The following is a 24,508-nucleotide window of genomic DNA, read 5'->3' as shown; positions in this document are numbered from 1 at the left end:
CAAATGACACTTGACTAACTACCAATGACTTTTACAGCTACCAAAACCCTCGCCGATAAAGTCCGCGCTGACTTCCCGATATTACACCAGGAAGTCAACGGTAAACCTTTGGTTTATCTCGACAATGCGGCGACATCACAAAAACCTTTGCTTGTATTAAATGCCTTGCGGAATTATTACGAGCAGTACAATGCCAATGTGCATCGCGGCGCTCATACCTTGAGTGCTAAAGCGACAGATGCTTATGAAGCAGCACGCGATAAAATTGCCAAATTTATTAATGCTGCATCTCGTCAAGAAATTGTCTATACCCGCAACGCCAGCGAAGCAATTAACTTAGTTGCTTATAGCTGGGGAATGAATAATCTACATCCCGGTGATGAAATTATTCTGTCGGTGATGGAACACCACAGCAATATTGTGCCTTGGCAATTTGTAGCGCAAAAAACTGGTGCAGTACTGAAATTTGTTGGACTAACACCAGAAGAAACTTTGGATTTGGAACAGTTTAAACAACTGATTTCTGAGAAAACAAAACTGGTGTCAATTGTGCATGTTTCTAACACTTTGGGTTGTATTAACCCAGTGAAAGAAATTGCTGATATTACTCACAGATACAGTGCGAAATTCTTAGTTGATGCTTGTCAAAGTGTGCCTCACATGAAAGTCGATGTTCAAGACATCGGCTGCGATTGGTTGGTGGCTTCTGGACATAAAATGTGTGCGCCAACGGGGATAGGCTTTTTATATGGCAAGCTGGAATTGTTGGAAGCTATGCCACCATTTTTTGGTGGTGGAGAAATGATTGCAGAGGTGTATTTAGATCATTCTACTTATGCTGAATTACCCCATAAATTTGAAGCCGGGACACCTGCTATTGGGGAAGCGATCGCCCTCGGTGCTGCGATAGACTATCTATCAAGTATTGGTATGGATAAAATTCATGCTTACGAAGCCGAGTTAACCGCTTATTTATTCCAACAATTAGAAAAAATCCCCCAAATTCGGATTTACGGCCCTAAACCCGATGCTAACGGAGAAGGTAGAGCCGCTTTAGCTGCATTCACAGCCGGAGATGTCCATCCTAACGACTTATCTACATTATTAGATCAAGAAGGCGTTGCTATCCGTTCTGGACATCACTGCACCCAACCATTACACCGTTATTTAGATTTGCCAGGAACTGCACGGGTGAGTTTTTCTTTCTACAATACCCGTGAAGAAATCGACATATTCATCAAAGCTCTAAAGGAAACCCTTGACTTCTTTGCTGGTATCTTCGGTTGAACTGATTCAACATTTCCCGAATAATTGTGTCAATGCTCAGTCTCATACACGGCTGATAATTGGCACAATTTTAGTTTTGGGAGAAATTCTGCGATTAACTATTGATACTGATGGGAATTTCGATGATGAATTCTGCGCCATCACCAGGTTGAGAATTGACAGAAATACTGCCATGATGACTTTCAATAATTTGATAGCTAATTGCTAAACCTAACCCTGTACCTTTATTAATAGGTTTTGTGGTAAAAAATGGGTCAAATATTTTGCTGTGGATTTCTGGTTCAATTCCAGAACCATTATCGATAATACTAACTTTGATAGTTTGTGCTTCAGTGATTTCAGTTTTAATAATAATTTGCTTTTGAGCCTCAGACTTTTTATTGTATAATAAATCATCTATAGCATTATTAATAATATTAAGGAATACTTGATTTAATTGTGCTGGGTAACATTCCACCAGTGGTAACTTTCCATAGTCTTTGATTATTTCTATTTCTTGTTTTAGCCGATGATTTAACAGAAATAGAGTACTTTCAATGCCATCATGAATATTTACAGCTTTTTTCTCAGCTTGATCAAGCCGAGAAAAGTTTCTTAAAGACAGGACAATTTCTTTAATTCGATCAGTGCCTATTCTCATGGACGAGAGAATTTTTTGAAAGTCTTCAATGATAAAGTCTAGGTCAATATCACCAACTTCATCTTCCATGAATTTTTGAGCTTCAGGATACTCTTTTTGATACAATTCTATCAACTTTAAAAGAGTATGAATATGTTCGTGGAGATAATGAAAATTGCCGTGAATAAAACTAATGGGATTATTGATTTCATGGGCTAAACCGCCAACCATCCTACCCAAACTAGACATTTTTTCTGTTTGAATTAGTTGCACTTGAGTTGTTTGCAACTTATGAAGAGTAGTTTCTAGTTCTTGTGCTTGGAGTTTGGCTGTTGCAGTAGCAGTTGAGAGGGCTTTGAGGTTGTTATAAGCTTTGGAATGATAACGAATGCGAGCAATTAATTCAATGGCATCTGGTAATTTGATTAGATAGTCATTAGCTCCCGCAGCAAAGGCTTCTGCTTTGAGGATTGGTTCTTCCTTGCTGGATAGCATGACTATGGGAATTTCACGAGTTGATTGATGAGAACGAAACCAACGCAGCAGCATTAAACCATCTATTTCCGGCATGATTAAATCTAACAAAATCACCGTTGGCTCCAGGGCAATGGCGTTTTGTAGTGCTGCTGATGGTTCGCTAAGGTAATTAAAAGTAATATCTGTTTCGTTAGCAATCATTCTACTGATTGCTTCACCAAATATTGCCTGATCATCGATTAATAAAATTTTGACATTTTCTGTGTGCAACTTTAATTCACTAACTCGTTCTGATGATGTTAACTGCATACTTAATTGAGGTAATAACATTTGTATTTTCTGTCTACAAAAGTGAAGCTATCTAGCTGGTTAATGCAATAGTTAATTAAGTAAAAAAGTCTTTATAGATAATTTTATTGTTAACTTATTATAACTTAATACAAATAAATGTGAATATGACTTTAGATATAAATAATCTAATATTAAGACCTGAAAAAACTCAATTCATATAATTAAAAATGAACTGAATTAAGTATATTCCCGCAATAAAAACAGTGAATTTACTATAGTAAAACTCATTTTATTTAGCTCAATTTGCAGATATCCGTAATATCTTGGTACAAGCATGAGCGATCGCCTCAACTGGCAAAACTTCCACGGCAGCTTTTAAATCTACCGCTGCTTTTGGCATCCCATAAACAATGCAAGTTTCTTGGTTTTGAGCAATTGTGTGCCAGCCTGCTTCGCGTAAAAGTTTTAAACCTTGAGCGCCATCCTTTCCCATCCCAGTCAGCAACACCCCAATTCCTTGCTCCATCCAATGATCTGCCACACTTTTAAATAAGACATCAATCGATGGCCGATAGAGACAATTGGATGGTTGTTCATCATAGTCAAAACTCAAGTTAGAACTCATAACGAGATGATGATTTGTCCCAGCCAAGAGAATTTTTCCTGGTTGCGGTCTAGAACCTATACTGGCTATTTCCACAGGTAAGAGAATTTGTTCATTCAACCAAGTTGCAAAACCAGGCGCAAACTGAGCATCTAAATGCTGCACAATCACTACAGCGGCTGGAAAATTTTGAGGAAATTGCGCGAGAATCTTCACCAAGGCTTGGGGGCCGCCAGTGGAAGCACCAATGACAATGAGTGGTGGTAATAATTTGGAGAAAAGTCTAGATTTTTTGGCTGTTCGCAGTTGGGGAGATTTGCCAATTAATTTGGCGATGGTGGCAATTTTCTTTAATAGACCTGTACTACCCTCAGCAGGTGTATTGATGGCATCTAGCGCCCCATAGGTCATGGCTTCCAAAACATTAGCCGCATACAAATTCACATTAGCCGTGACGATGATAATCGCACAAGGCGACTGACTCATAATTTGCCTTGTGGCTTCCACTCCATCCATACAAGGCATCAAAACATCCATCAAAATTAAATCAGGGGTATCAACAGCACATTTGCTAACAGCTTCTGCACCATCGTAGGCAACCCAAGCCAAATCATACTCCGGCATTGTGGCTAACATCCGTCGCAAGGCTTCTACCACTATCCGCATATCGTTGACAATGGCAATTCTCATTACTCATCCTTGACCAATTAAGTCAATTACGGCTTGTAATAAAGTGTCATCATGAAAGCTGCTTTTGGTGAGATAGTAGTCTGCACCTGCTTCCAAGCCTTGAATTCGGTCTTCTTGGCGGTCTTTGTAAGAGACAATAATTACGGGTATCTGTTTTAACTTAGCATGAGTTTTGATGTGATGGGTGAGTTCAAAGCCGTTCATTCGGGGCATATCAATATCTGTAATTACTAAGTCATAATCACTGCCGCGCACTGCGTTCCAACCATCCATTCCATTAACTGCCACATCAACTTGATAACTGTGATTTTCTAAAAGTTTGCGTTCCATTTCCCGGACGGTAATAGAATCATCAACTACTAATATTCGCTTGTAAGTTTTGGTTGATGTCTGCCGCTTCGCTTGATTTATCTGACTAAGTTGGCCACTCGCAACAACTTTGGCAATAGAACGGACTAAATCTTCGACATCGATAATCAAAACAGGAGAACCATCATCCATGAGGGCGGCGGCGCTAATGTTGGGAACTTTACCCAGGCGCGGATCTAAAGGCCGGACAACTAAAGTGTATTCGCCGATAAATCGGTCAACAACTAATCCATAATGATTGAGGCGATCGCTAATCACAACTACTGCTAGTGAGTCGGGATTGACCACAGATGCGGGTAACTCTAAAACTTGACGGGCGGAAATTAACTCTACGGGTTGGTTGTCTAGCAAGAAAAACGGGCGATTTTCTGAGGTAGCAATATCTGATTTAGCTAACATCAGCACTTGCTCAATTCTTGTTAACCCAAAGGCGTAAGGTTCATCCCCAATCTCAACTAACAAGGTACGAACGATAGATAGGGTAATGGGTAACTGCAAGTACAAACTCATACTTTTTCCTGGTTGGGAAACTGCCCGTACAGTACCGCCAACTTCCTGCACTGTATTATGGACAATATCTAAACCTACACCCCGTCCAGAAATTTCCGTGATTGTTTGTGTGGTAGAAAATCCTGGTAATAACAGAAATTCCATTAATTCAGCTTCGGTCAGTTGAATTGCCATATCTGCGTTGACTAGTTGTTGCTTGACAACTTCCTGACGCAAAAACTCGATATCAATTCCCTGTCCATCATCAGAGACAGTGATCAATAGCATCCCCGCACGATGGACAACTTCAATCACAATTGTGCCTTCTTCTGGTTTACCTTGAGCTAATCGTTCTGGCGGAGATTCTATCCCGTGATCAACGGCATTACGGAGAAGTTGAGTTAAGGGCGCTTCCAATCGCTCAAGGATATCTCGATCTACCAAGGTAGACTTACCTTTGATTTCGAGCTTGACGCGTTTACCCAACTGCCGAGAGAGGTCGCGTACCATACGCGGAAACCCTTGCGAACCCTCAGCAAAAGCACACATCCGCGTGGCAATGACTTCTCGATAGGAGCGATGAGCAAGGTTGCCAAAACGTTGCGAAAATGATTCTAATTCGTTGTGCCGATCGCTAATTAAATGCGTACATTCGCTGCTTTTTTGATGTACGGTACTTAAATGTTCTTGAATGTGTTGATCAATTTGGCGATCGCTTAATAGTTCTTGTAACTTAGTAACAAGCTGGGATAACTCGATTTGATTAGCTCTGACTTGCAAAAATGAGTCGGTAAATGATTCTAACCACTTATTGGCAACTATTGTTTCTCCCGCTAATCCCATCAAGCGATTGAGATTATCTGTACTAACTCGCACTGTGCGGTTTTGCGTACTCACTAATGCTTCTGGTGTGATTTCTGGTTGTAGCGATTCTCTCTGGGGTGTTGGCTGTAGAATCTTGACTTGGGGAATAATTGCCGGGATAGTTACAGCATTTGAAATATTGGCGATCGCACTCACTAAAGATTGAATATGAGGATGATTCCCTTGTTGCAAATTGGGGTTGTCGGCGATGTTTTGCAGCATATCGACCCCTTGCAACAACAGATCAACGCAATCCGCTGTTAAATTAACTTTTCCAACTTGCGCCCCACTAAAAAAATCTTCCATCACATGGGCTAGGGTGACAGCTGGTTCAATTTGGACAATTCTGGCAGCGCCTTTGATACAATGGGCTGCCCGCATTAAGGCTGCTAACTCTGATTTGGGATCAGGGTTAGTTTCTAGGGCCAACAAACAGTTATTTAGCACCACAACTTGGGTTTTGACTTCCATGTTGAATAAATCCAACAAAGACATTTGGCTGAGATCGGAGTCTTCTATCATTACTGCGCTTTCCTCGCCAAACTGGTAAATAAGAGTTCATCATCCAAATAGCTAACAGTGTGGGATGTCGGGAAATTTAAAGGTTGCCAGGAAAATAACCCTTTAGTGTAAGTTTGGGTGGTTTGGGTGAGCCTTTTAAAAGCGTCGCGTAATTCCCGACGATGAAATCGGTGAACACCATATATTTCATCAACCGGAAATACCCAAGCGTTACCCGCCTTTTCAATGACGGCCATGCGAGAATGTGATACTGGACTCAATCCTTGTCGGGGAGTATCGCCAGATTCGATATTCAACAAGTGGCTTAAGGAAACACACAACAGCAATTCCCCACGAATATTGATTAATCCGCGTAAGACTTGGTTTTGTCGATGGGGTAGGGTATGAATCACACTCGGAGGCGTGGTTTCTTTGAAAACCTGCGCCGGTAGCGCCAGCCATTCTTGATGTAAACGAAAAATCACAACTGTCAAAGTTTCCTTTGTCCGCAAAGCGTATGTAGGTAGATGGGAATTTTTTTCCGTGGGAGATTCCGCCAGTAATTGTGTCCACTCATGACGATATTTTTCTGGCGTTGGGCGTTCTAGTAGGTAGCGACCAGCCGCCGAGTAAACTGGACAATTGCGACAATGAGCATGTGTAGCTAATTCCGCACAAGTGCGATCGCCTTCAATCCCAATTACATTCCAACAACTTTCAACTTGAGTGGTCATAAGTCAATGGTCAATAGTCATTTGTTATTTTTCCCCTTGCCTTTTGGTTAAGCTGCTGCATCAACTGGCGTGAAGGATGCAGAATCATCGCTTTTGACTTTGAAGATAGAAACTTCTTGACGTAAGCCACGAGAAACTTGATTAAGTTGGGCGATCGCCTGATTAATTTCCCTGAGTGAATCAGTAGTCTGGACTGAGGTACTACTTAACTGCACCATTGCTTCACTAATTTGTTGCGCTCCTAGTGACTGCATTTCCATTCCCTTGTTCACCGATGCAAAATAGGGATTTAAATCTTGTACTTGCTGAATAATTTGCCCAATCTGCATACTAATATTGCTGACATCTGTCACACTGCGTCCAACTTCCGCGGCAAATTTGTCCATTTCCATCACCCCTGTCGATACAGAAGACTGCATCTGTTTGACCATCTGTTCTATATCTAGGGTGGACACTGCGGTTTGGTCGGCTAATCTGCGAATTTCTCTAGCGACCACGGCAAAGCCTAGACCATATTCCCCAGCTTTTTCCGCTTCGATGGCGGCGTTTAACGATAACAAATTGGTTTGGTCGGCAACTTTGGTAATTGTCAGGACTATATTGTTGATGTTGTTCGCTTTTTCGCTGATCATGCCCAATCTGTTGGCGATGATATTTGTTGCTTGTGCCAATTGACGCATACTAGTTTCCATTTGCCGCAAATCTTTTTGACTGGTGTTGGCGGCGCTGGTTGTCGTTTGCGACATTGTGACCACTTGTTCCATTGTGTTGACTAGTTCTTGGGATGTGGCGGCGATTTCTTTGGCTGTGGCTGTCACTTGATTTGTTGATGCTACTTGTTCTGTCAGTGTTGCTTCTAATTGTTTGCCCGCAGCACCGACAAGAGTAGCAGAGGTGGTAACTTGAATACCTGAGCTTTGGACTTGACGAATCAAGGTATTTAGCTTTTGCAGCATAGTTTTAAAAGATGCCAAAATTTGTCCAATTTCATCTTTAGTATTAAAGTCACTCTCCGCCAAAGAGGAAGTTAAATTACCAGTAGAAATCTGATTTGCTATAGTTACAGCAGTTTCAACTCTGTTGCCTAAAGACTTAGAAATTACAGCAGTGACAAAAACGGCGATCGCCACAGTCGAAAGTGTTACCAACACTGCTAATAAGCTCATCAAGTTGAGCATAATTTTTGTCCCTTCTATCTGTTGCTTCATCATTTCTTTTTGTCGATTAGCAAACTCCTCATTTATTTGCCGAAACTTATCTGCCATATCTCTGGATTTTTCGAGATATTGATTGATTAAGTCTTTATTTTTCTCAAAATTTGGAGTTGTAATTGTAAGCTTAACTAAACCATCAAACTCCTCCAACATATTTTGCATTACTTGTAATCTTTGATTTTGTAATTTATCTTCAATCACATTAGATGAGCGATTGAAGCCATCCTGAAAACTTTTGTGAAAAATTCTGTATCTCTCCAGGGCATCCTGATGTTTTTGTGGATCAAATAAATATCGCCGAATTGCCAAATTCATATTAGCTATGCTCAAAGCCATATCATTTGTGCCGATAATTGCTTCGTTTGATCTTCCTACTTGTCTATAGATGATTCTTGTCTGATTGCTAGTGGCATAAACTATGACACTAAACACAAAAATCAAAACTGTGGGTATACAAAATCCTAATAATGTTCTGTCTTTGAGTTTCCAGTTATCTAACATTTTTAGTTTTTTAAATTTAATAATGAGGAAGTGTAAGCTTAATAATATAAATAAAAGTATTAGTCTAAAATATTTTTATTTTACAAATAAAAAATAAAAATAGGCATTAGATAAATAGTCAGAGACTCATATTAAAACTATCAAAGCTCACAAATACTAAAATTCCCAAATTCAAAACCAAAGTAACAATTAATATATTTAAATTTTGGTAAAGCTTATTAATTTACTTAAATAAAAGTAAATTTTTCTCAATATAATTCGATGGCAGTCATAATCTTACAGAATGTAGGTTAAGGTAGTTTTTTTAACGTTGTAATCTGTAGATGCGCTGCCAAAGTAAACTAGCACCAGCCCTATCTCCCTGCTGTTCTTTGAGTAATGCTAAATGAGTCAATGCTGCTTCATGATTAGGTTGTAGATAAATTGCTTTCCGAAAAGATTGTATAGCCTGCTCATTCTGCCCCATTGCTTGCTGCACTTCACCCAGCAGAACATAAGCCTCAGCATTCATTTGATTTTGATTGAGGTAGTCGTTGCATAGTTTTACTGCATCCTCTAAGCGTCCTTGATTAGCCGCAGTTTTTGCTAGGTCTAATAAGTTGGTGTTGAAGTTGTTTGCTTTTATTGGTGTCTGGTAATAAATTTCTGCCTTATTCTTGATAGGAATTTCTGTGGAGGTTTGGGTTGGTAACTGAGAATAAATTGTTGATTGATAATTAGTATAATTTTCTTGCTCAAAATTGTGGGGTTTAATTAACTTTTGATAGGCGATCGCAGAAAAATGCCGCACAGATACCAACTGAGTTTTCATCAGTAATGCAGCTTCAGCAGAGGCAACAAATAATAATCCGCCTGCAACTATTAACCTTTCTAAAATGTGAAGAGTTTGTTCTTTAGTCTGGTGATCAAAGTAAATTAATAAGTTACGACAAAAAACTACATCATAAACTTGTGTATTAACTAAAAAATGCGGATCTGCTAAATTGCCGTTGATAAAATTGACTGATTTTTTGACTGATTCTTGCAGATAATATTCTGAATTTATAGATTGAAAATAGCGCTCATGAAACTCAAAATTACTACCCCTAAAGGAGTATTTATCGTAAATTGCTTTTTGGGCTTTTAACAAGCATTTTTGGCTAATATCAACAGCATCTATACGAAATTGAGCAGATGTTAATCCGGCTTCTAAGAGAGCGATCGCAATTGAATATGGTTCTTCACCTGTGGCGCAAGGTACACTCAAAACCTGCAACACTTTTTGGGAGTTTTGTGGCAACCATTCTGATAATACATAACTTTTGAGCAACGCAAATGATTCCGGCTCCCGAAAAAACCAAGTTTCTGGTACAGTCACGCTATCAATTAGTGCTTGCCATTCTTGTGGAGAATCTTGCAAATAGCCTAAATAGCTGGACATCTGCGATATACCACAATTTACCATTCTTTGATAAATAGCACTAGCGATCGCACGAGAACCAATTGAGTTAACATCTAAACCAATTTTGCTTTTTAGTAAAGCTTCGATGACAGATTGCGCCATTATTCCTGTCTTTCAACTAATCTAAATAGCTGTGTTTAAAAGATTTTCTGACAAGAAATGTATTAGCTCGGTTTCAGATAACAAGTCTTCAATTTGAAGGCAATGAATCATCCCTTGTTTATCTAAGAGCATTTTGCCTAAGTATGGCACTGCATCTATCTGAAAGTGAGAATCAACCAACTCACTTTCAGATAGATGCAATGTTTCTACAACCTGTTCTGCCATCAAACCTAAAATATGTTGAGTATGATTACCTCTACAATATTTAACTAATATAACTCGCGTACTCAAGTTATCATTACAGGGTTTACTCTGCATCAATTGGCATAAATTGAGGACTGGTACAATGCGACCACGGTAGTTAAATACACCAGCTATGTGTTCTGGTGTGTGTGGCAAAGTTTTGAGTAAAACCATTGGTATAACTTCGATAACCTCTTGAGAGGCGATCACATATCGTTCATTACCAATTTTGAAAAGTAACATGAGCATAAATATATTTCCTGATGTTACTTACTCAAGTTACCCATTTTATTCACTAAACGAACTTAATTTCGATATTTACCCATCCGCGCATTAAGCAAAGAAAATGGTTTCGTCGCGGGGTTGTTCACCACCGATGCGTTCAATTTTATCAAAACAGCAAGCACAGAGAAAATAAAAGCGGATGCTGTCGGTGTCTGGTTTAATTAATTTGTGCAAACGCGATCGCAATTTGGCATATTGAGTCTCGGTAAGCTGGCACTCAAAAACGCTATACTGCACCCACTGTCCATAAGACTTCAGGATTTTGTGAATTTTGGTGCGACGTTTGTCTTCCGGGACATCGTAAGATACAACAACTTTCTTTTTTAAATTGTCTTTCACTAAGACCTTCCCCCTGTAACCTCTAACCTCTAACCTCTAACCTGTCACCTATTTCAAAACCAGTGGTGGATATTTTTCTGTTTCACCCATGAGATATTTCGCCAATAACCGCGCTTGTAGTTCAAAAGCTTCTTGATAAGTGCATTTGCGCCCCATGACAGGATGTTTAAATTCAGATTGTTTTTTCTGTGCGTACAGGCGCAAGAATGTTTTTCGTCCTTCGGGTGTAAGGGAAACTGCACCGCTTAAGGGTTCGGTGACAAAATCTGCGGGTGTTAGCAGTTGCTTATTTAAGGTAGATAAAACTATTGCATCTACTATTAGAGGGCGAAATTCTTCCATTAAATCTAGGGCTAGAGAGGGTCTACCATAGCGATCGCAATGCAGATATCCTAAATATGGATCAAACCCAACTATATTAATTGCCCCCTGTACATCATGGCGCAATAAGGAGTAGCCAAAACTGAGTAGGGAATTCACCGGATCTGTTGGCGGACGACGCAGGCGATGAGAAAATTGAAATTCTGCATTCTTAATTAGTTGATTAAAGCAACCAAAATAAGCTGCACTACCAGCACCTTCTAAACCACGTAATGAGTTGATGTTGTGAGTTGTATCAATGGGTGCGATCGCTTGTTCTAATTGTGTAATCTTCTTAGATAAATCTATGTCTGGACATTCTCGTTGGCGACGAGTAAGAATCTGACGATAATTTTTCAATTTACCACGTACAAATCCTTGGACAGCGTGAATTGCTTGGGCTGATTCCCCTGCGGCTTGCCATTGGGCTTTTCGGACAAATATGTTCTTAGTTACTTCAGGTTCTATGCGTCCTAAATAACGACCATTTTCTGTCAAGAATGTTACGGGAATACTACGTTCTAAAAGTTCGGAAATGACGGCGGGGGAAACTGTAGCGCGTCCTAAAACCACTACACCATCTATTTTGATTAGTGGTACATCTAAAATTATCTTTTTCTCGAATTTGACGCTGAGACGTTCATCAATTTTGCCAATGAAGGCATCTTCTTGGGTGATGTAAACTGTACCCATGATTGTTTCCTTATGAGAGGGTGAAAGAGAGTTTTTTAACGCAGAGTGGCGCGGAGTTTTCGCAGAGTTTCGCGGAGGGTTTAGCTTGCTTCTTGATAGCGTTTTACTTTGTCGGCTGATTGGGGTAGGCATTGAGGAGATAGGCTACATCCATCACAGCGTGTTGTTTTGATGGCTTTGGGCATTGCGCCTGTAAATAATAGCATTTGGACGGCTTCAATTGTGGCGATCGCACTTTGCCGTAATTCTGCGTCAATTTCTACTAATTGGCGTTGGTGAGAATGGGCATAATAAATATAGCCAGTGTTAATAGATTTGCCTGTCATTTCTTCTAAACACAAGGCTTGAGCGCAGACTTGCAATTCATCATTATCCCATTCACCTTTGCGTCCGCGTTTGTATTCGATGGGATAGCATTCACCGTTTTCTAATTCAACTAAATCTGCTTTGCCAATCAGTTTGTATTTATCTGATTTCAACCAAATCGCCCGGATTTGCTCAGTTTCTTCTCGCTGTCCTTCGCCTACAGTATGGACGCGATCGTGTAAACTTGTGCCTTCGATTGTGTATTGGTTATCAATAAATTCGCCTGCACAAAACATCCGCCAGCAGCGATGCGAACAGTAAGCATATTGGTTTAATGCTGCGATCGGAACATATTCGATATCGTTCATAATTTATGGCTGAGTAAGTTGTGGATTTGATTTATTCACGCAGAGGCGCAGAGAGAAGAATTTATTCCCTAGCTTCTTTTCTCAAATTCGACGCATCATACCTAAACCCATTGTTGTTTTCCGTCCAACTCCTGCGTATAATGCAAAGTTAGTTAAAGCGTTGATTTGCTTAATTTGTATGGGTTCAAGTTCACCTAATATTCGATAATTAACTTCGCCAATAATGCCAATAAATTTGCTGCGAGAGTCGGCTAATATTTCTGTGTGGATGTTCACAAAAGAAGGAAATATTGATTCAAGAGCAATAGAAGAAAATTCTATACCGCTATATTTATTCCACCGCGAAAGTAGAGAATTGAAAACGCATTCTCTGGTAGGAAGGGTAGTATCATATTGTCCTTGGCGGAAGGCGGTGGGTGTGGCGAAGGTAAAGTTAAAAGAACGTTCAGTTTCACTAGCTTCTTCGTACAATTGGCTGTAGGTGCAAGCATTTGCCCAAGGTTGGGTTGATTGGGGTGTGCCTTGAATGCTGGTAATATACAAGTCAGCCGGGCCAAGATGCCAAGGGTGATTAGGATGGAGATTTAGCCATAGTTGCGTTAACTTACCAAAAAGTGTGTCATCTAATAAAGAGATACGCCACCAGCAGGAAGTTCCGGCGGGGATTGGTTTTTGATGTTCCCACTGTAATTTAGATCCTCCCTTCAAAATGGGGGAGTTAGTTCTACTAATTTGTAAGGGGGAGAGGGTGAAGGCTTTGTCTGCGGTAGAATCATGTAAGCGATCGCCTAATTCTCGATCTACAGAACTGACAAGGGTTAAAAATAGAGCGTGTAAATGTCTACCTGTGAGATACTGCTGTGGAATCTGCAACTGAGGAAGCAGGTTAAGAACTAGACTGTGGGGCATACTTTAAAAGTTAAAAGTCAAAAGGCAAAAGTCAAAAAAATTACTTGCGTTTTTTTGCTGTAGATTGAGCAACTCTAGACTCTACTGTAAACTCTGGTATTTCTACGAGTTCAGCATCGCTTAAAGTATACTGTTCGCAAACTAAACTCAGGCGATTTCCAGGGGTTTTCACAGCGTTGACAGAATGAGTTAAATCACCTTGAAAGTAGAGTAAGGTGTTCATCTGCGGCTTAATTTGTCCCAATTGGCGTTTGTGTGATTTGAGTACCAGTTCACCCCCTTCCATATTGTCTGGTACGCGCACGTAGAGAACGCTGACAAAGGTAGGTGGTTCAACGGTTTTGCAGTAGGAACGCAAAGAACGATCTATATGCGGATCGACGCGAGAACCTTCTTTGAGGAGTAAGGGGTTGAGGTAAAAAGCGTTACAGTTAGGCTGGAGAGCCAAATCGAGGTAAGGTTTGAAGTAGGGGAATGTTTGCTCTACTGTGGAGATGTGCGATCGCCTGAATACCACAGAAAATCCTTTAGTCCCAACAAAATCGCGGTTGAGGTTGTTGACAGCAAAATAAGGACAAGCATGAATTTCTCCCCACAAGTTATTGAGATAGTCGCTGGGGAAGGCGTTTGGTTGTTGTTGATAGTGTTTCACGAGTGGGGAGAGTTACCGTAATAATTAACCTCGAAAATGATACTCCATCCGCGCCGGAATTTTGATGTCTTTCATCTCAGTAAATTGATAATATTGCCCTCGCATTTGGACATTTTGAATTAGACTAACTGGAGGCATATTTACCACATCGTAACTAATTACTTGATTAGTAAACATCACATCCAAAGGATTTAAAGGATATTTACAAGTGAATAAACCTTCAGTAGTTTGAAGTTGAGGTAATTGTTCAACTGTCACCTCAGCCTTACTCATCCACTTACCTAAACGAATCCATTTTGGTAATTTGAGTTCTTTTTGGCAAATGACAAAAAACTCAAATATACTTTCCGGTTTTAACTCTCTAATACGTCCAAAAGTTGGGATATTTTTGCTAATTTTATCCATTTTGACATGATAAGAGAGATTAGCAAATTTATAGGTGTGCGTCACATAAGCAGATTCTAAAGGACGTGCAGGTGTAATATAAATACCTTGCTGATTGAGAGGTTCTAAATCTCTTTCGTAATGGGGTATATGCTCTGCATCGTAATAGCTACTTTTTGCTAAACCAAGAGCATAAGTCAGAGCATAGTTATGTAAATATTGCTCTGTTACATAAAGCCTACCTAACTCACGAGTAGCAAAATACAATGGGTCTTGCAAGGTAAGGAGAAGACGGTAAATTTGCATACATTAAGAGTCCTCCCCTTCATCTGTCTTGTTTTTATTCCTTCTACTTCTGCTGCTATTAGTATTTTCTGATTTTTCTTCTTTCAGAACACCTGCTGCTTTTGCATAGTTTAGAGTTTCTTCTGTCAATGAATTCATCCATTGTTGGAAACTAGCTTCATCTGCAAGAATAGAATGAGCTTCATTTTGAAGAGATACAAGAGCTTCTTTTGCTATTAACTCATAAAAAACTCCGTCTTCTTGAATTAATTCATTTACAGCTTTCTCGGTAGCTTTTTTGAGAAAATCAAGTCCATAAGGAGGTAAAATGTCTCCTATAATGTCGTAAATTTTTTGAGTTAATCGCAAATTGCTGAAAATTTCCCCGTCAGCAAATATGATCGCCACAAGCTTATTTCGCATTTGTCCAGTGCGTGTGGTTTGAGCGCCATAACGTTTGGTACGGTACAAATTATTCAACAGGTATAAAAAAGTATTTGGTGTCGGGTCACGTAATGTAACTACACTAGGAAAAGGCACTTCTGGCAATACATGGTCTTGTTCACTGAAACGGTTAGTCGTGTCTGTTCCTTGCGTCATAGTCCCATCTTCATAAGGTGCGTTCAGCGTAAAAGTTCCGTGGGACTCTTCATATTTGGGAACAGCGTAAGCTGAATCTATAAAAACTTTGGATTTCTCCGAACCAGAATTATCCGCGCCACCTTTACCGACAGCATAACCATAAATAACGCAGTCAGGACAAACTCCGCAAGGATTTTCATTGTAAGCACAGTCTTTATTATGTTGGGTTTTGATATGATTGTAGATTTCATAACGCCGCAATAATTCACGTCCTGTTAAACGTTCAGGAGTAGTTTGTTTACGTTTAAAAAGAACTAAACGACTAATTACTTGTGGAGCATTTATTCCGGCTCTAACTCTGGCTACATTTAGTTCTCCATCTGTTTTAAATACTGCATAAGAGTCAGTTTCTCGCAGAATTATAAAGTGAGCATATTTTGCTCCAGGAATGCGAGGAATAGATTCTTGAAAATGTTTTTTGTATTGCTCAAACATTAATTTGACTCCTTATTTTCTGATTTTTGTGCTTTTTCTTCAGGCTTTTTGATGTACTGTTTGATATACCAAGCCTCCGCTGCATGACGAATAAGATTGATATTTTGTCTTAAAAGTGATCTTTCAGACCTACAATAGTTCTTAAATACTTCTTTGACAAAGTATTTAGCAAACTCTTCAATAACAGCTTGACGCAGGTTTTTATCCTTCACAGCTTCCGATGGGATATAACCTTCATTATTGTTATTTAGTACACCATCTACTAGAGAAAACAAGTAACCTTCTATCATTAATTGCAGATCATCTTCAGAAGTATTGGGCTGACTTTCCAAGATAACTTTTGCAGCTATGTTTAAAGGTCGGAGTCTTGTGTAAGCTGAGGAATTCTTACCTGAAGCTCGATAAAAACGAGCATATTTATCAACTAAGTATTGAATCATGTTCATGGGGTTATCTTCTTGATAATAATCAATCAAAAGTTGGTAATAATTCAGCAACTTTTTAGCAACAATAATTGCTGGATCACTAAGCTGATTTGCTTTTTTCTTGCGTTCCTCCTTTTTGATATTTTCAAGGATGCGATCTGCATAGTGAAACACATATAAAGGGCTAGTATCCAAAGACTGAGAAACATTATTTAAAGCATTCCAGACAGGAAAATTCTTACTACGGTATGCTTGGGATGTCAGAGCATACACAGCAAAAGCCGCAGGAATAGCATTTGTTAACTCATCAAGGCGGAAACTAGATTTTCTGATGCTATGTTGCCAATAGGTATGTATACCATCCAAAACCGCAGTTTCTTTAAAATCTGCTCCTGAGTCGTATGGTGGAAGAGTTGAACGACTAGCAACTACTTTAACCCCAAAAGTTAAAGGTGCAATTAGCGTTAATAGTGCTGGTATATGCCATACCTCTGTATCAGTTGGTTTCTTAAATAATGCTGGAATTCCTAAAAGATAATAACCGTGCATCTGTCCTTCTAGATATTCCACTTTTTCAAGTCGCCGCTTCTCATTTTCTTTAGAATCAGCACCTACCCTAAAAACATCTGCACGAGGTATATATTTAGGGTTATAACTATGTTTAGCTAATTCTTTATCTAAATCAGAAAATACATTTTGAGCAAAGCTTTTATAGGCTCGATTCATTATCAGAGCCGTTTCTGGTGTAAAGTAATAATCTGGGTAAAGATGCAGGTAAACAAGATCATCATCGGCTTCTAAACTCCGGCGTAAAGAATAACTGCGAAGTAGTTTTTCTACTTGACAGACTGTACAAATGCCACGTAAAGACTCTTTAGAAAGGCTAGTCACTCGCTTGTTAGTATAACTAGAAAATTCCTCTCGTACATCAAAGGCACTATTACAAACAGCACATATTGGTTCACGTTTGCGATTGGCTTTATTACGATGGTAACGATTTAACTCTTTTTCAAAATCATGTTGTTTATCACTATCGCTGATATCTAATACTTGAGCAATATAAGCATCAAGAAAAGCAAACGGTGTTAATTGTTCTGGTTTACCCCATTCTGTGATAACTTGGCGGATAGCTTTTATCATTACATTTTCAAGTTCAGCATCATTTAAGCTGCCATTTTTACCGATATAATGACCAGCTAAAAAATACCAACCATGAGGTACACCACCAAGAGCAGGTATGCGCTGTAAAGCTTCTACATATTCGTTCATATCCAAAGCATTAAGTAAAGCTTGGATAGCCTTCTCTTCACTTACTCCGTAGTATTCTTTGAGAATGTCTACTAATCCTCTAACTCCTTCTGCTAACCTATCTACCTGTAAATTAGCGGGATAATTCCAATCTAAATTTACTAATTCAGGAAGTAACTTAATTTTTTCTCTCCTCTCACCAGTTACAGAAGCTCGCTTTTCACCAAGTATATTAAAAACCTGACGGATAAGAGTTTCTGCTGCAAGTTCAACATCAGCCACTTCTTTCATATCTGGTTTGCAACTGATAATACCTTTGGGTTGACGAGAAATTAAACTATTCAAACCCTTAGCAGCAGTTTTTAAGATGTGCGATCGCACTATTTCTGCAAGGTTTGATAAATCTGGTTTCTCACTATCCTTTAGTACAAAGTAGGTAATGCCATCAGGGAAAAATAAAAAGGCTATCCATCCAACTTCCCTTGATTTCTCTAATACTGCATTGTGGATTGTTTGAGTTAATAGTCCTCGATTTTCGATAGTACGATGATGGCGAATAACATATTTATCTTTTAACCTGCGTCTTACAATTGCCCGAATATTTTCTTGATATAAACTATCTGGACGATGAGCCATAGAAGCTAATAAGTCAGCAAACCGAACAAATTCAGCTAAATCCATCAAGTGTTCAGGAGCTAATTTGATTTCTTGAAAGTTAGCAAGAGTCAGATTTGCTCCTCTTGCATCTTCAGCATTTTGAGCAAGAAAAGCTATGTCTTGCCAATATTCACTGCTAATAAATTTCCATAGTCCTAAAGTTTCAGCCCAAACATCAAAATAATGATGGTATTTATCCCATTCCTTACCATCCATCCGCACGTTACCTAATTGCGTGAGTACAATTTTGTTGAGATCGTGCAGAGTAACTGCTGCTAAATATAACCGTTGCTCAAGCTCATCTAAATTTGCTAATTTAACTAGAGTCCAACCACCAACAGCCGCATTTAAAAGGTGTATAGCTAAACTTTGGTCTTTATGTTCAACTAATTTAGTGAGAATCTTGTCTTTTTTATCTGGTTTTACATTAACAGCCAATTTTTCAGCCGCTTCTAAACTCATTCCTTTTGCTGGCTTGAGGCTGAAGTAATCAAGAATATTGGGAAATACCTTTTCTATCCAATCTCTCAAAACTTTATCTTCAGCCTTATTCAAAGTATCTAATGCTAGAACTACTAACGGAGGCTCTTTTTCCGGTATAACTGGTTTACCATAATCATTAGGCTGTAACCAATCAAAATTATCTATCATTTTTTACTCTCCTGCAAAAAATATTTCATTAGTTTTTTGCCAATAAAGAAGACTATCTAAAAGTAATGCATCTAAACCAAAAGCTACAGGATATTGTTGACGACTCAAATCCAATACTTTATGTAGTTCAAATAACGCAGGTAATCTATAAATACGACGCAATGCTTTAATATCGTATTTACTAGGGTCTGCAACGCAAGTTGTAAGAGGTAAATATTCAATTTGTTCATTTATTTTTTTAATTTCTCTATGGCGACTCTGGATAAAAAATCCTTTCCTTTCTTGTGCCATGTTGAGATTTAACCTATCCAAATAATCTGTAAAAGTTACTTCTACAAGCTCATAGCTACTTAAGTATTGTGTGATCTGTGCATATAATCCCAAATTATTTTGATAAAAGGGTTCATTTAAATCTCGACTAATTTCTTGAGCTTCATCTTCTGAAATAAGTTTAAAATCTGATCCTGCAAGTAAACGTAATAAACTAATACTCCTGACTGCATTTGTATCTGGATCATTAATCCATATATCTAACTGTCCTGCACCTCGAAAAGTTTCCAAATCCTCAATAATAATTTTGTGTTCTTTGAGTTCATTCAGCCTACACCATTTGGGAGTTGCACCAACAAGCCGCGTGGCTTCCTGAGAATAACGCTCAATCAGAGTTTGATATTGATCCTTTTGTTGACTAAGAAAACAATATCTAATTGTTGAGAGAACACAACCCCAACGGCTTAAATATCCCTGAAATTCTTGAGGCTTTTGATATACTTTCTCCCTAACAGTTTGAAAGAAAGTTTCTCTCTCTACTTCAGTTTTATTGCTATAAAACTCAGAAAATTTATCTTTTACCCAATTTGGAACTAAAGCTATTACTTGGTAAGTGATAAATCCATCATGTCTTCCTAGTCGGCCTAAACGCTGAATAAATGTCCCAGCATCTAAAGATTCGTAAATTAAAAAATTTATGGCAAAGTCTACACCTACATCAACTGTGGAAGTTGCAATAATCAATTGTTTATTCATTGCATCTTCTCTAATTTTTGCACCAGTGAGACCTGTATTTTCTCCTATGCTTAAGCCCAAATTAGCATTCTCTAAAGTTCTGACTATTCGCTTGGCGGCAAATACGCTGTTAGCAATGATAAGTCCTTTAGATTTAGGATATTGAGAAAAGAATTGCTTGATGTATTCTAAATTTTCAAAAACCCAATTTTCAATTCCCCCATTGCTTTGCTCAGAAGTAACTAAATCTAAATCCACTTCATATAAAATTCTTCGATGAGTATCACTTCTTTTTAAATCATGATCATATTCACCCTTAATAATTTTTGAGGTAATCCCTGCTTTATCAAGCACTCTCAATAAAACATTATCTGGGGTAGCAGAAAGAAAAAGAAATTTTGCTGCAAAACGCTCTCCTAAACTTGCTCTGTTAAATGCAATTCCATCCAAAACATTAGCAATTTGTGGTGCATTAAAAATGTGGAACTCATCAAAGACTATATAGCGGTATTTATTAAACCAAGTTTCAGCTAAACGAGCTTTGTTACCCCCTCTGCGATCATAGTGTAAACGATGAATTAAAGTGAAAATGTCAGGGTTGGTTGCGACTATCTTATTATCATTAGCAAAGTTTCTTAATGTTTCCAGTTTATTAAAGCCTTCTGCACTTATATATGAAGCTAATTTAGCTCCTGAGAGTTCTCCTATTTGTAAATCAATATTAAATTCATTTTTCCATTTTCCTATTTGTCTGGCTTGATCGCGAATAAGTTCATTTGTCGGATAGTTAAATAAACCTTGTCCAAGTCCTAATTCACGTTCATAAAATGCTGGAAGAAGAGCAGCTAAAGTTTTACCGTCACCAGTTAGAGCAGTATCAAAGACAACTTGATAATTTTTTATAGCATCCCAAACTTCTTGTTGATGGGTAACAAGTTTAATATGAGAAACTGAAGTTTGGGAATATTTTGACCATGTGGAAAAGAGTTTTATTTTCATAAATTAGCTTAGATACTTAAAAAGTGTAGATAGTCTGACATAGCTCTACTCAAATTAAATTAGTAACAATCTACAAAAGTATTCCTTATCATCTCTGCACTGCAATACAAGCTAATATGTCTTCTTTTTTTATGCCAGGATAAACTTCAAGGATGGTATCAATTGTTTCTCCTGCGGATAAAAGGTCAAGAATTAGAGAAACCCAAATCCGATGTTCACGAATACAAGGTTTACCAAAATAAATATTTGGGTCAATAGAAATTCTAGACAGCAAATTATCATCGGTCATAGTTATTGACCTCACTAGCGGCTTTTTCAGAAAATGGGAGTAGCTGTAACTACCCCCAATATGTGAGAAATATTATTTATGCGATCGCTTTCAGCTTGATGAGCAGTCTATACTCGTGCTGTTGACCTTGAATACGGCGTTTATCAAACTGATAACCACGCTTCTTGAGAGTGTGCATAGTTGCAGAAAATCGATGGCTAATTTTTTCTACTAGCTCCTCTGTAGAATGCCAGCAAGTATCTGACATCAGTTGAAGCATCCGATCTTGAAGGTTGTTTTTCATTAGAAATTACCTTGATAGGTTTGCGCCGAAGAAGCCATATCAGTGCTAGCCTATGAGATACCACTCAACATAGGATAGGTGAACTGAAACAGCTTTGTTTCGGTTCTCATTAATATAGCACTAGAATATTGTCTGTAGTAAAAAAGTGATTAACAAAATACAATCAAAAAAATTTTGAACGAGATTTTTTTAAGATGTATACTTAAGAAGCCTTGAGATTCAAACCTAATCCCTATCAGGGATTGAAACTGTAGGAAAGATGTGATCAAGGCATTAATAGAACTCCTAAATCCCTATCAGGGTTTGTTAGCCAGAGCAAGACTCTGGCTTTTTTTATATTCTTTTCAAATGCCTTATATTGTGTCCGTGACTGGTTGTTAAAAACTATATTGACATGCAAAATAGAAGTTGACAAGAGAGTTTACGAATAAAGTACACGGACATTTTCAATGAGTCGAAAAGGTCAGTCCATAACGCTATCGGTATCAGAACGCGATAAAGCCGAATTAGAAAACCTGGCGCTGGAGTTTGGTATGATGTGGGGCGATCGCCCGAATATCTCCAAATTAATAGAAGCGATCGCTCGTCATCAATTAACCATTGGTAAAAATAACGACTGGTCAGAATCGCGTATCCGTGCGCTTGACCGAGCAATGCGAGTATTAGCAGACATTGGACAAAATGAGCAGGCGCAGATAATCGCACAATTGTTACTTGAACGTAGCGAACTACCTATACCTCTGCGAACCGACATCGAAAGTTTTTTAGGAAACTTACCCCCGCAGTGGCGTTTAGAAATAGACCGTTACATCTTACGCAATCAACCTTTTCAACTGAGTTATCAAGATGCCAGACATCACGTCTGGAATTTTACTGTGCTTTACGCCAAAGTTACACCACATGAAAAGCGTCAATATCTTGATTGTTGGTGTGAGGAAACAGAGGGAAATTTGGATGTGGAAGAACTACAGCACAATTGGTCTTTGCGTTTAGACCGTATCCAAGATGCTGCGGTTTTACCTATTGCTGGTGAGTGGCGTTCAGGGTTAGCAGAGATAGATGTAGAAATGTATCTCTTCGCAGGTTTAGCCTTTGCGTATCAACCTAAACCAGAAGACAAAATTAATGAATGGCTACCAGATACAAAAAAAGTGCGGCGAGTTGTGAGGCGTGTCTCTAGTACTTTTTGGTTTATTCGAGAGGTAATGCAATATGCACCAGATTGTGTGATTGTAGCACCAGAGAATGTGCGATCGCTCATCAAAGAAAAACTCAAAACCCTCTGCCAGCATTATGATATAGACGTAGATTCCTGAGATAAATTTACCAAGGTAAACGCCCGGAATAATTATTTCCCCGGCGTTCGCGTTCTATATCCAAACGCTGTTTAAGCATTTTGTAAATTTCTCGCGCCAGCGCGGCCAAATTTTCTAATTCGTCTTTTGAAGTAGAATCTTCATTCGTCAGAGAATCATTCCGATTCTCCTCAATTGAATCACTTGAGTCTGAACTTTTAAAGCGTGTTTGGATAACTTGACTAGAAGTTTCAGTGTTGGAAAATTCAGCCTGATTTATAGTTTTAATATGTTTGAATTTATTGTTTGGCTGTTTCTTATCTCTGAACATTTGTATAACCCTTGTTGGGCTAATACTATCAACTGTATTTTCACCAAACAATTCAGAAATATTTGACCATGAACTTGGTATATCTTGTTCTGTTGATTTTTGGTTGTGGTAAGTAGGATTGGAAGAAACAAGCACAGAATCAGGACTATTCTGTGAGTCTGTTTCATCGCCAGCTTTAGCTAATATAAAGTTCGATGATGGAGAAAGAGGTTGAAAAATAGATATATTTTTTAATGCTTTAGATAATTGAGGAATTTCTGCTTTTCTCTGAGAATTTTTATCTGTTTCTTTAGTTTGAATAATTGTTGATTTTATATCAGTGGTTGATGGTACCTTTACTACTAGTTGTGATGTAGTTGTTAAGCCATCACTTTTTTGACTAGCATCAGAATTATTTATTGAACTTGTAACAGAATTATTATTTTCTCGTTGCGCTTGGATAATTGCTGAGTTTACATCAGTAATTAATGATGTGTTTTCTGCTGGTTGACTTGTTGTTGATAAACTCTCAATTTTTGGACTCGCAGCAGAATCATGACTATCTCGTTTTACTTGAATTACTGTTGAATCTACACTATTAGCCGATGATGAGTTTTCTGCTGGTTGATTTGTTGCCGATAAACTCTCAATTTTTGAAATCGCAGCAGAATCGTTACTATCTCGTTGCGCTTGGATAACTTTTGATTCTGTAACAGTATTTACTATGACTGGTTGATGAGAGATAGAATTGCTATTTTGCAGTTTTTCTTGAATAATTGTTGAGTCTACACTAGTAGTTGATGATGGGTTTTCTACTGCTTGATTTGTTGCTGATAAACTCTCATTTTTTGAACTTGCAGCAGAATCACTACTATCTCGTTTTGCTTGAATTACTGTTGAATCTACGCCATTAGCCGATGATGAGTTTTCTGCTGGTTGATTTGTTGCCGATAAACTTTCATTTTTTGAAATCGCAGCAGAATTATTACTATCTCGTGTCGTTTGAATAACTGTTGAGTCTACCTCAGGATTTGATGATAGGTTTTCTACTGCTTGATTTGTTGCTGATAAACTCTCATTTTTTGAACTCGCAGCAGAATTATTACTATCTCGCGTCGTTTGAATAACTGTTGAGTCTACGTCAGGGTTTGATGATAGGTTTTCTACTAGTTTAGGTGTGTTTGATGAACTCTCAATTTTTGAACTTGTAGCAGAATCGTTACTATCTCGTTGTGCTTGGATAACTTTTGATTCTGTAACAG

General features: G+C 38.4%; 21 protein-coding genes. 2 read left to right on the top strand and 19 right to left on the bottom strand.

The window, feature by feature from the left end; genetic code table 11:
- Positions 1-24: 24 nt before the first annotated feature.
- Positions 25-1,287: a cysteine desulfurase gene (locus tag NCWK1_RS04215; protein WP_103123830.1), complete on the top strand. Its 1,263-nt coding sequence runs from the start codon at positions 25-27 to the stop codon at positions 1,285-1,287.
- A gap of 94 nt (positions 1,288-1,381) precedes the next feature.
- Here NCWK1_RS04215 and NCWK1_RS04210 read toward each other — a convergent pair whose 3' ends face one another.
- The 18 genes from NCWK1_RS04210 to NCWK1_RS04125 all read right to left on the bottom strand — a co-directional run bounded on the left by NCWK1_RS04210 (position 1,382) and on the right by NCWK1_RS04125 (position 21,641).
- Positions 1,382-2,713, bottom strand: a complete 1,332-nt coding sequence (locus NCWK1_RS04210) for a sensor histidine kinase (RefSeq protein WP_103123829.1) — start codon at positions 2,711-2,713, stop codon at positions 1,382-1,384.
- A 259-nt stretch (positions 2,714-2,972) separates the two neighbouring features.
- On the bottom strand, positions 2,973-3,968 hold the full coding sequence (cheB, locus tag NCWK1_RS04205; protein ID WP_103123828.1) for a chemotaxis response regulator protein-glutamate methylesterase: 996 nt from the start codon (positions 3,966-3,968) through the stop codon (positions 2,973-2,975).
- A 3-nt stretch (positions 3,969-3,971) separates the two neighbouring features.
- Positions 3,972-6,212, bottom strand: a complete 2,241-nt coding sequence (locus NCWK1_RS04200; RefSeq protein ID WP_103123827.1) for a hybrid sensor histidine kinase/response regulator — start codon at positions 6,210-6,212, stop codon at positions 3,972-3,974.
- The gene (locus NCWK1_RS04195) at positions 6,212-6,925 is read right to left on the bottom strand and encodes a chemotaxis protein CheW (RefSeq protein WP_103123826.1); all 714 of its coding nucleotides are present in this window, start codon (positions 6,923-6,925) and stop codon (positions 6,212-6,214) included. Before NCWK1_RS04195 ends, NCWK1_RS04200 begins: the two co-directional genes overlap by 1 nt.
- Before the next feature lie 47 nt (positions 6,926-6,972).
- Complete coding sequence (locus NCWK1_RS04190) at positions 6,973-8,640, bottom strand: methyl-accepting chemotaxis protein (RefSeq protein WP_103123825.1); 1,668 nt, start codon at positions 8,638-8,640, stop codon at positions 6,973-6,975.
- A 304-nt stretch (positions 8,641-8,944) separates the two neighbouring features.
- Positions 8,945-10,183, bottom strand: a complete 1,239-nt coding sequence (locus NCWK1_RS04185; protein WP_103123824.1) for a CheR family methyltransferase — start codon at positions 10,181-10,183, stop codon at positions 8,945-8,947.
- Between the two features lie 21 nt (positions 10,184-10,204).
- Entirely contained in the window at positions 10,205-10,675 is a 471-nt protein-coding gene (locus NCWK1_RS04180) for a chemotaxis protein CheW (RefSeq protein ID WP_103123823.1), read from the bottom strand.
- An 84-nt stretch (positions 10,676-10,759) separates the two neighbouring features.
- Complete coding sequence (gene cas2, locus NCWK1_RS04175) at positions 10,760-11,050, bottom strand: CRISPR-associated endonuclease Cas2 (RefSeq protein WP_103123822.1); 291 nt, start codon at positions 11,048-11,050, stop codon at positions 10,760-10,762.
- Between the two features lie 48 nt (positions 11,051-11,098).
- Positions 11,099-12,103, bottom strand: coding sequence for a type I-D CRISPR-associated endonuclease Cas1d (cas1d, locus tag NCWK1_RS04170; RefSeq protein WP_103123821.1), 1,005 nt, complete (start codon positions 12,101-12,103; stop codon positions 11,099-11,101).
- A gap of 80 nt (positions 12,104-12,183) precedes the next feature.
- On the bottom strand, positions 12,184-12,777 hold the full coding sequence (gene cas4 / locus NCWK1_RS04165) for a CRISPR-associated protein Cas4 (RefSeq protein WP_103123820.1): 594 nt from the start codon (positions 12,775-12,777) through the stop codon (positions 12,184-12,186).
- Positions 12,778-12,858: 81 nt separating this feature from the next.
- Positions 12,859-13,686 carry a CRISPR-associated endoribonuclease Cas6 gene (gene cas6, locus NCWK1_RS04160; RefSeq protein ID WP_103123819.1) on the bottom strand — a complete coding sequence of 276 codons (828 nt, stop codon included), beginning with the start codon at positions 13,684-13,686 and terminating at the stop codon, positions 12,859-12,861.
- 40 nt (positions 13,687-13,726) lie between these two features.
- The gene (locus NCWK1_RS04155) at positions 13,727-14,338 is read right to left on the bottom strand and encodes a 2OG-Fe(II) oxygenase (protein WP_103123818.1); all 612 of its coding nucleotides are present in this window, start codon (positions 14,336-14,338) and stop codon (positions 13,727-13,729) included.
- Between the two features lie 24 nt (positions 14,339-14,362).
- On the bottom strand, positions 14,363-15,028 hold the full coding sequence (cas5d, locus tag NCWK1_RS04150; protein WP_103123817.1) for a type I-D CRISPR-associated protein Cas5/Csc1: 666 nt from the start codon (positions 15,026-15,028) through the stop codon (positions 14,363-14,365).
- 3 nt (positions 15,029-15,031) lie between these two features.
- Positions 15,032-16,084, bottom strand: a complete 1,053-nt coding sequence (gene cas7d, locus NCWK1_RS04145; RefSeq protein ID WP_103123816.1) for a type I-D CRISPR-associated protein Cas7/Csc2 — start codon at positions 16,082-16,084, stop codon at positions 15,032-15,034.
- Positions 16,084-19,065, bottom strand: a complete 2,982-nt coding sequence (cas10d, locus tag NCWK1_RS04140; protein WP_103123815.1) for a type I-D CRISPR-associated protein Cas10d/Csc3 — start codon at positions 19,063-19,065, stop codon at positions 16,084-16,086. The genes cas7d and cas10d overlap by 1 nt, the downstream gene beginning before the upstream one ends.
- 3 nt (positions 19,066-19,068) lie before the next feature.
- Positions 19,069-21,069, bottom strand: coding sequence for a type I-D CRISPR-associated helicase Cas3' (gene cas3, locus NCWK1_RS04135; protein WP_103123814.1), 2,001 nt, complete (start codon positions 21,067-21,069; stop codon positions 19,069-19,071).
- A gap of 88 nt (positions 21,070-21,157) precedes the next feature.
- A complete protein-coding gene (locus tag NCWK1_RS04130) occupies positions 21,158-21,358 on the bottom strand; it encodes a DUF433 domain-containing protein (RefSeq protein ID WP_422730833.1) in 201 nt (66 codons plus the stop codon).
- A 76-nt stretch (positions 21,359-21,434) separates the two neighbouring features.
- The gene (locus tag NCWK1_RS04125) at positions 21,435-21,641 is read right to left on the bottom strand and encodes a hypothetical protein (protein ID WP_103123813.1); all 207 of its coding nucleotides are present in this window, start codon (positions 21,639-21,641) and stop codon (positions 21,435-21,437) included.
- 449 nt (positions 21,642-22,090) lie between these two features.
- Here NCWK1_RS04125 and NCWK1_RS04120 point away from each other — a divergent pair, with 449 nt between their 5' ends.
- Entirely contained in the window at positions 22,091-22,957 is an 867-nt protein-coding gene (locus NCWK1_RS04120) for a WYL domain-containing protein (protein ID WP_103123812.1), read from the top strand.
- A gap of 7 nt (positions 22,958-22,964) precedes the next feature.
- Here NCWK1_RS04120 and NCWK1_RS29385 read toward each other — a convergent pair.
- Positions 22,965-24,508 (bottom strand): hypothetical protein (locus NCWK1_RS29385; RefSeq protein WP_187308046.1); only part of this gene is annotated, 1,544 nt, incomplete at its 5' end.

Origin of the sequence: Nostoc cycadae WK-1, assembly GCF_002897135.1 — a bacterium.
In the GTDB taxonomy this organism is placed as follows: Bacteria; Cyanobacteriota; Cyanobacteriia; order Cyanobacteriales; family Nostocaceae; genus Nostoc_B.
This window is presented reverse-complemented; position numbering and strand designations above follow the sequence as displayed.

Excerpts from the sequence above, each read along its gene's own strand:
- NCWK1_RS04215 (WP_103123830.1), top strand. The coding sequence starts at position 25 with ATGACTTTTACAGCTACCAAAACCCTCGCCGATAAAGTCCGCGCTGAC.
- NCWK1_RS04210 (WP_103123829.1), bottom strand. The coding sequence starts at position 2,713 with ATGTTATTACCTCAATTAAGTATGCAGTTAACATCATCAGAACGAGTT.
- cheB (WP_103123828.1), bottom strand. The coding sequence starts at position 3,968 with ATGAGAATTGCCATTGTCAACGATATGCGGATAGTGGTAGAAGCCTTG.
- NCWK1_RS04200 (WP_103123827.1), bottom strand. The coding sequence starts at position 6,212 with ATGATAGAAGACTCCGATCTCAGCCAAATGTCTTTGTTGGATTTATTC.
- NCWK1_RS04195 (WP_103123826.1), bottom strand. The coding sequence starts at position 6,925 with ATGACCACTCAAGTTGAAAGTTGTTGGAATGTAATTGGGATTGAAGGC.
- NCWK1_RS04190 (WP_103123825.1), bottom strand. The coding sequence starts at position 8,640 with ATGTTAGATAACTGGAAACTCAAAGACAGAACATTATTAGGATTTTGT.
- NCWK1_RS04185 (WP_103123824.1), bottom strand. The coding sequence starts at position 10,183 with ATGGCGCAATCTGTCATCGAAGCTTTACTAAAAAGCAAAATTGGTTTA.
- NCWK1_RS04180 (WP_103123823.1), bottom strand. The coding sequence starts at position 10,675 with ATGCTCATGTTACTTTTCAAAATTGGTAATGAACGATATGTGATCGCC.
- cas1d (WP_103123821.1), bottom strand. The coding sequence starts at position 12,103 with ATGGGTACAGTTTACATCACCCAAGAAGATGCCTTCATTGGCAAAATT.
- cas4 (WP_103123820.1), bottom strand. The coding sequence starts at position 12,777 with ATGAACGATATCGAATATGTTCCGATCGCAGCATTAAACCAATATGCT.
- cas6 (WP_103123819.1), bottom strand. The coding sequence starts at position 13,686 with ATGCCCCACAGTCTAGTTCTTAACCTGCTTCCTCAGTTGCAGATTCCA.
- cas5d (WP_103123817.1), bottom strand. The coding sequence starts at position 15,028 with ATGCAAATTTACCGTCTTCTCCTTACCTTGCAAGACCCATTGTATTTT.
- cas7d (WP_103123816.1), bottom strand. The coding sequence starts at position 16,084 with ATGTTTGAGCAATACAAAAAACATTTTCAAGAATCTATTCCTCGCATT.
- cas10d (WP_103123815.1), bottom strand. The coding sequence starts at position 19,065 with ATGATAGATAATTTTGATTGGTTACAGCCTAATGATTATGGTAAACCA.
- cas3 (WP_103123814.1), bottom strand. The coding sequence starts at position 21,069 with ATGAAAATAAAACTCTTTTCCACATGGTCAAAATATTCCCAAACTTCA.
- NCWK1_RS04130 (WP_422730833.1), bottom strand. The coding sequence starts at position 21,358 with ATGACCGATGATAATTTGCTGTCTAGAATTTCTATTGACCCAAATATT.
- NCWK1_RS04125 (WP_103123813.1), bottom strand. The coding sequence starts at position 21,641 with ATGAAAAACAACCTTCAAGATCGGATGCTTCAACTGATGTCAGATACT.
- NCWK1_RS04120 (WP_103123812.1), top strand. The coding sequence starts at position 22,091 with ATGAGTCGAAAAGGTCAGTCCATAACGCTATCGGTATCAGAACGCGAT.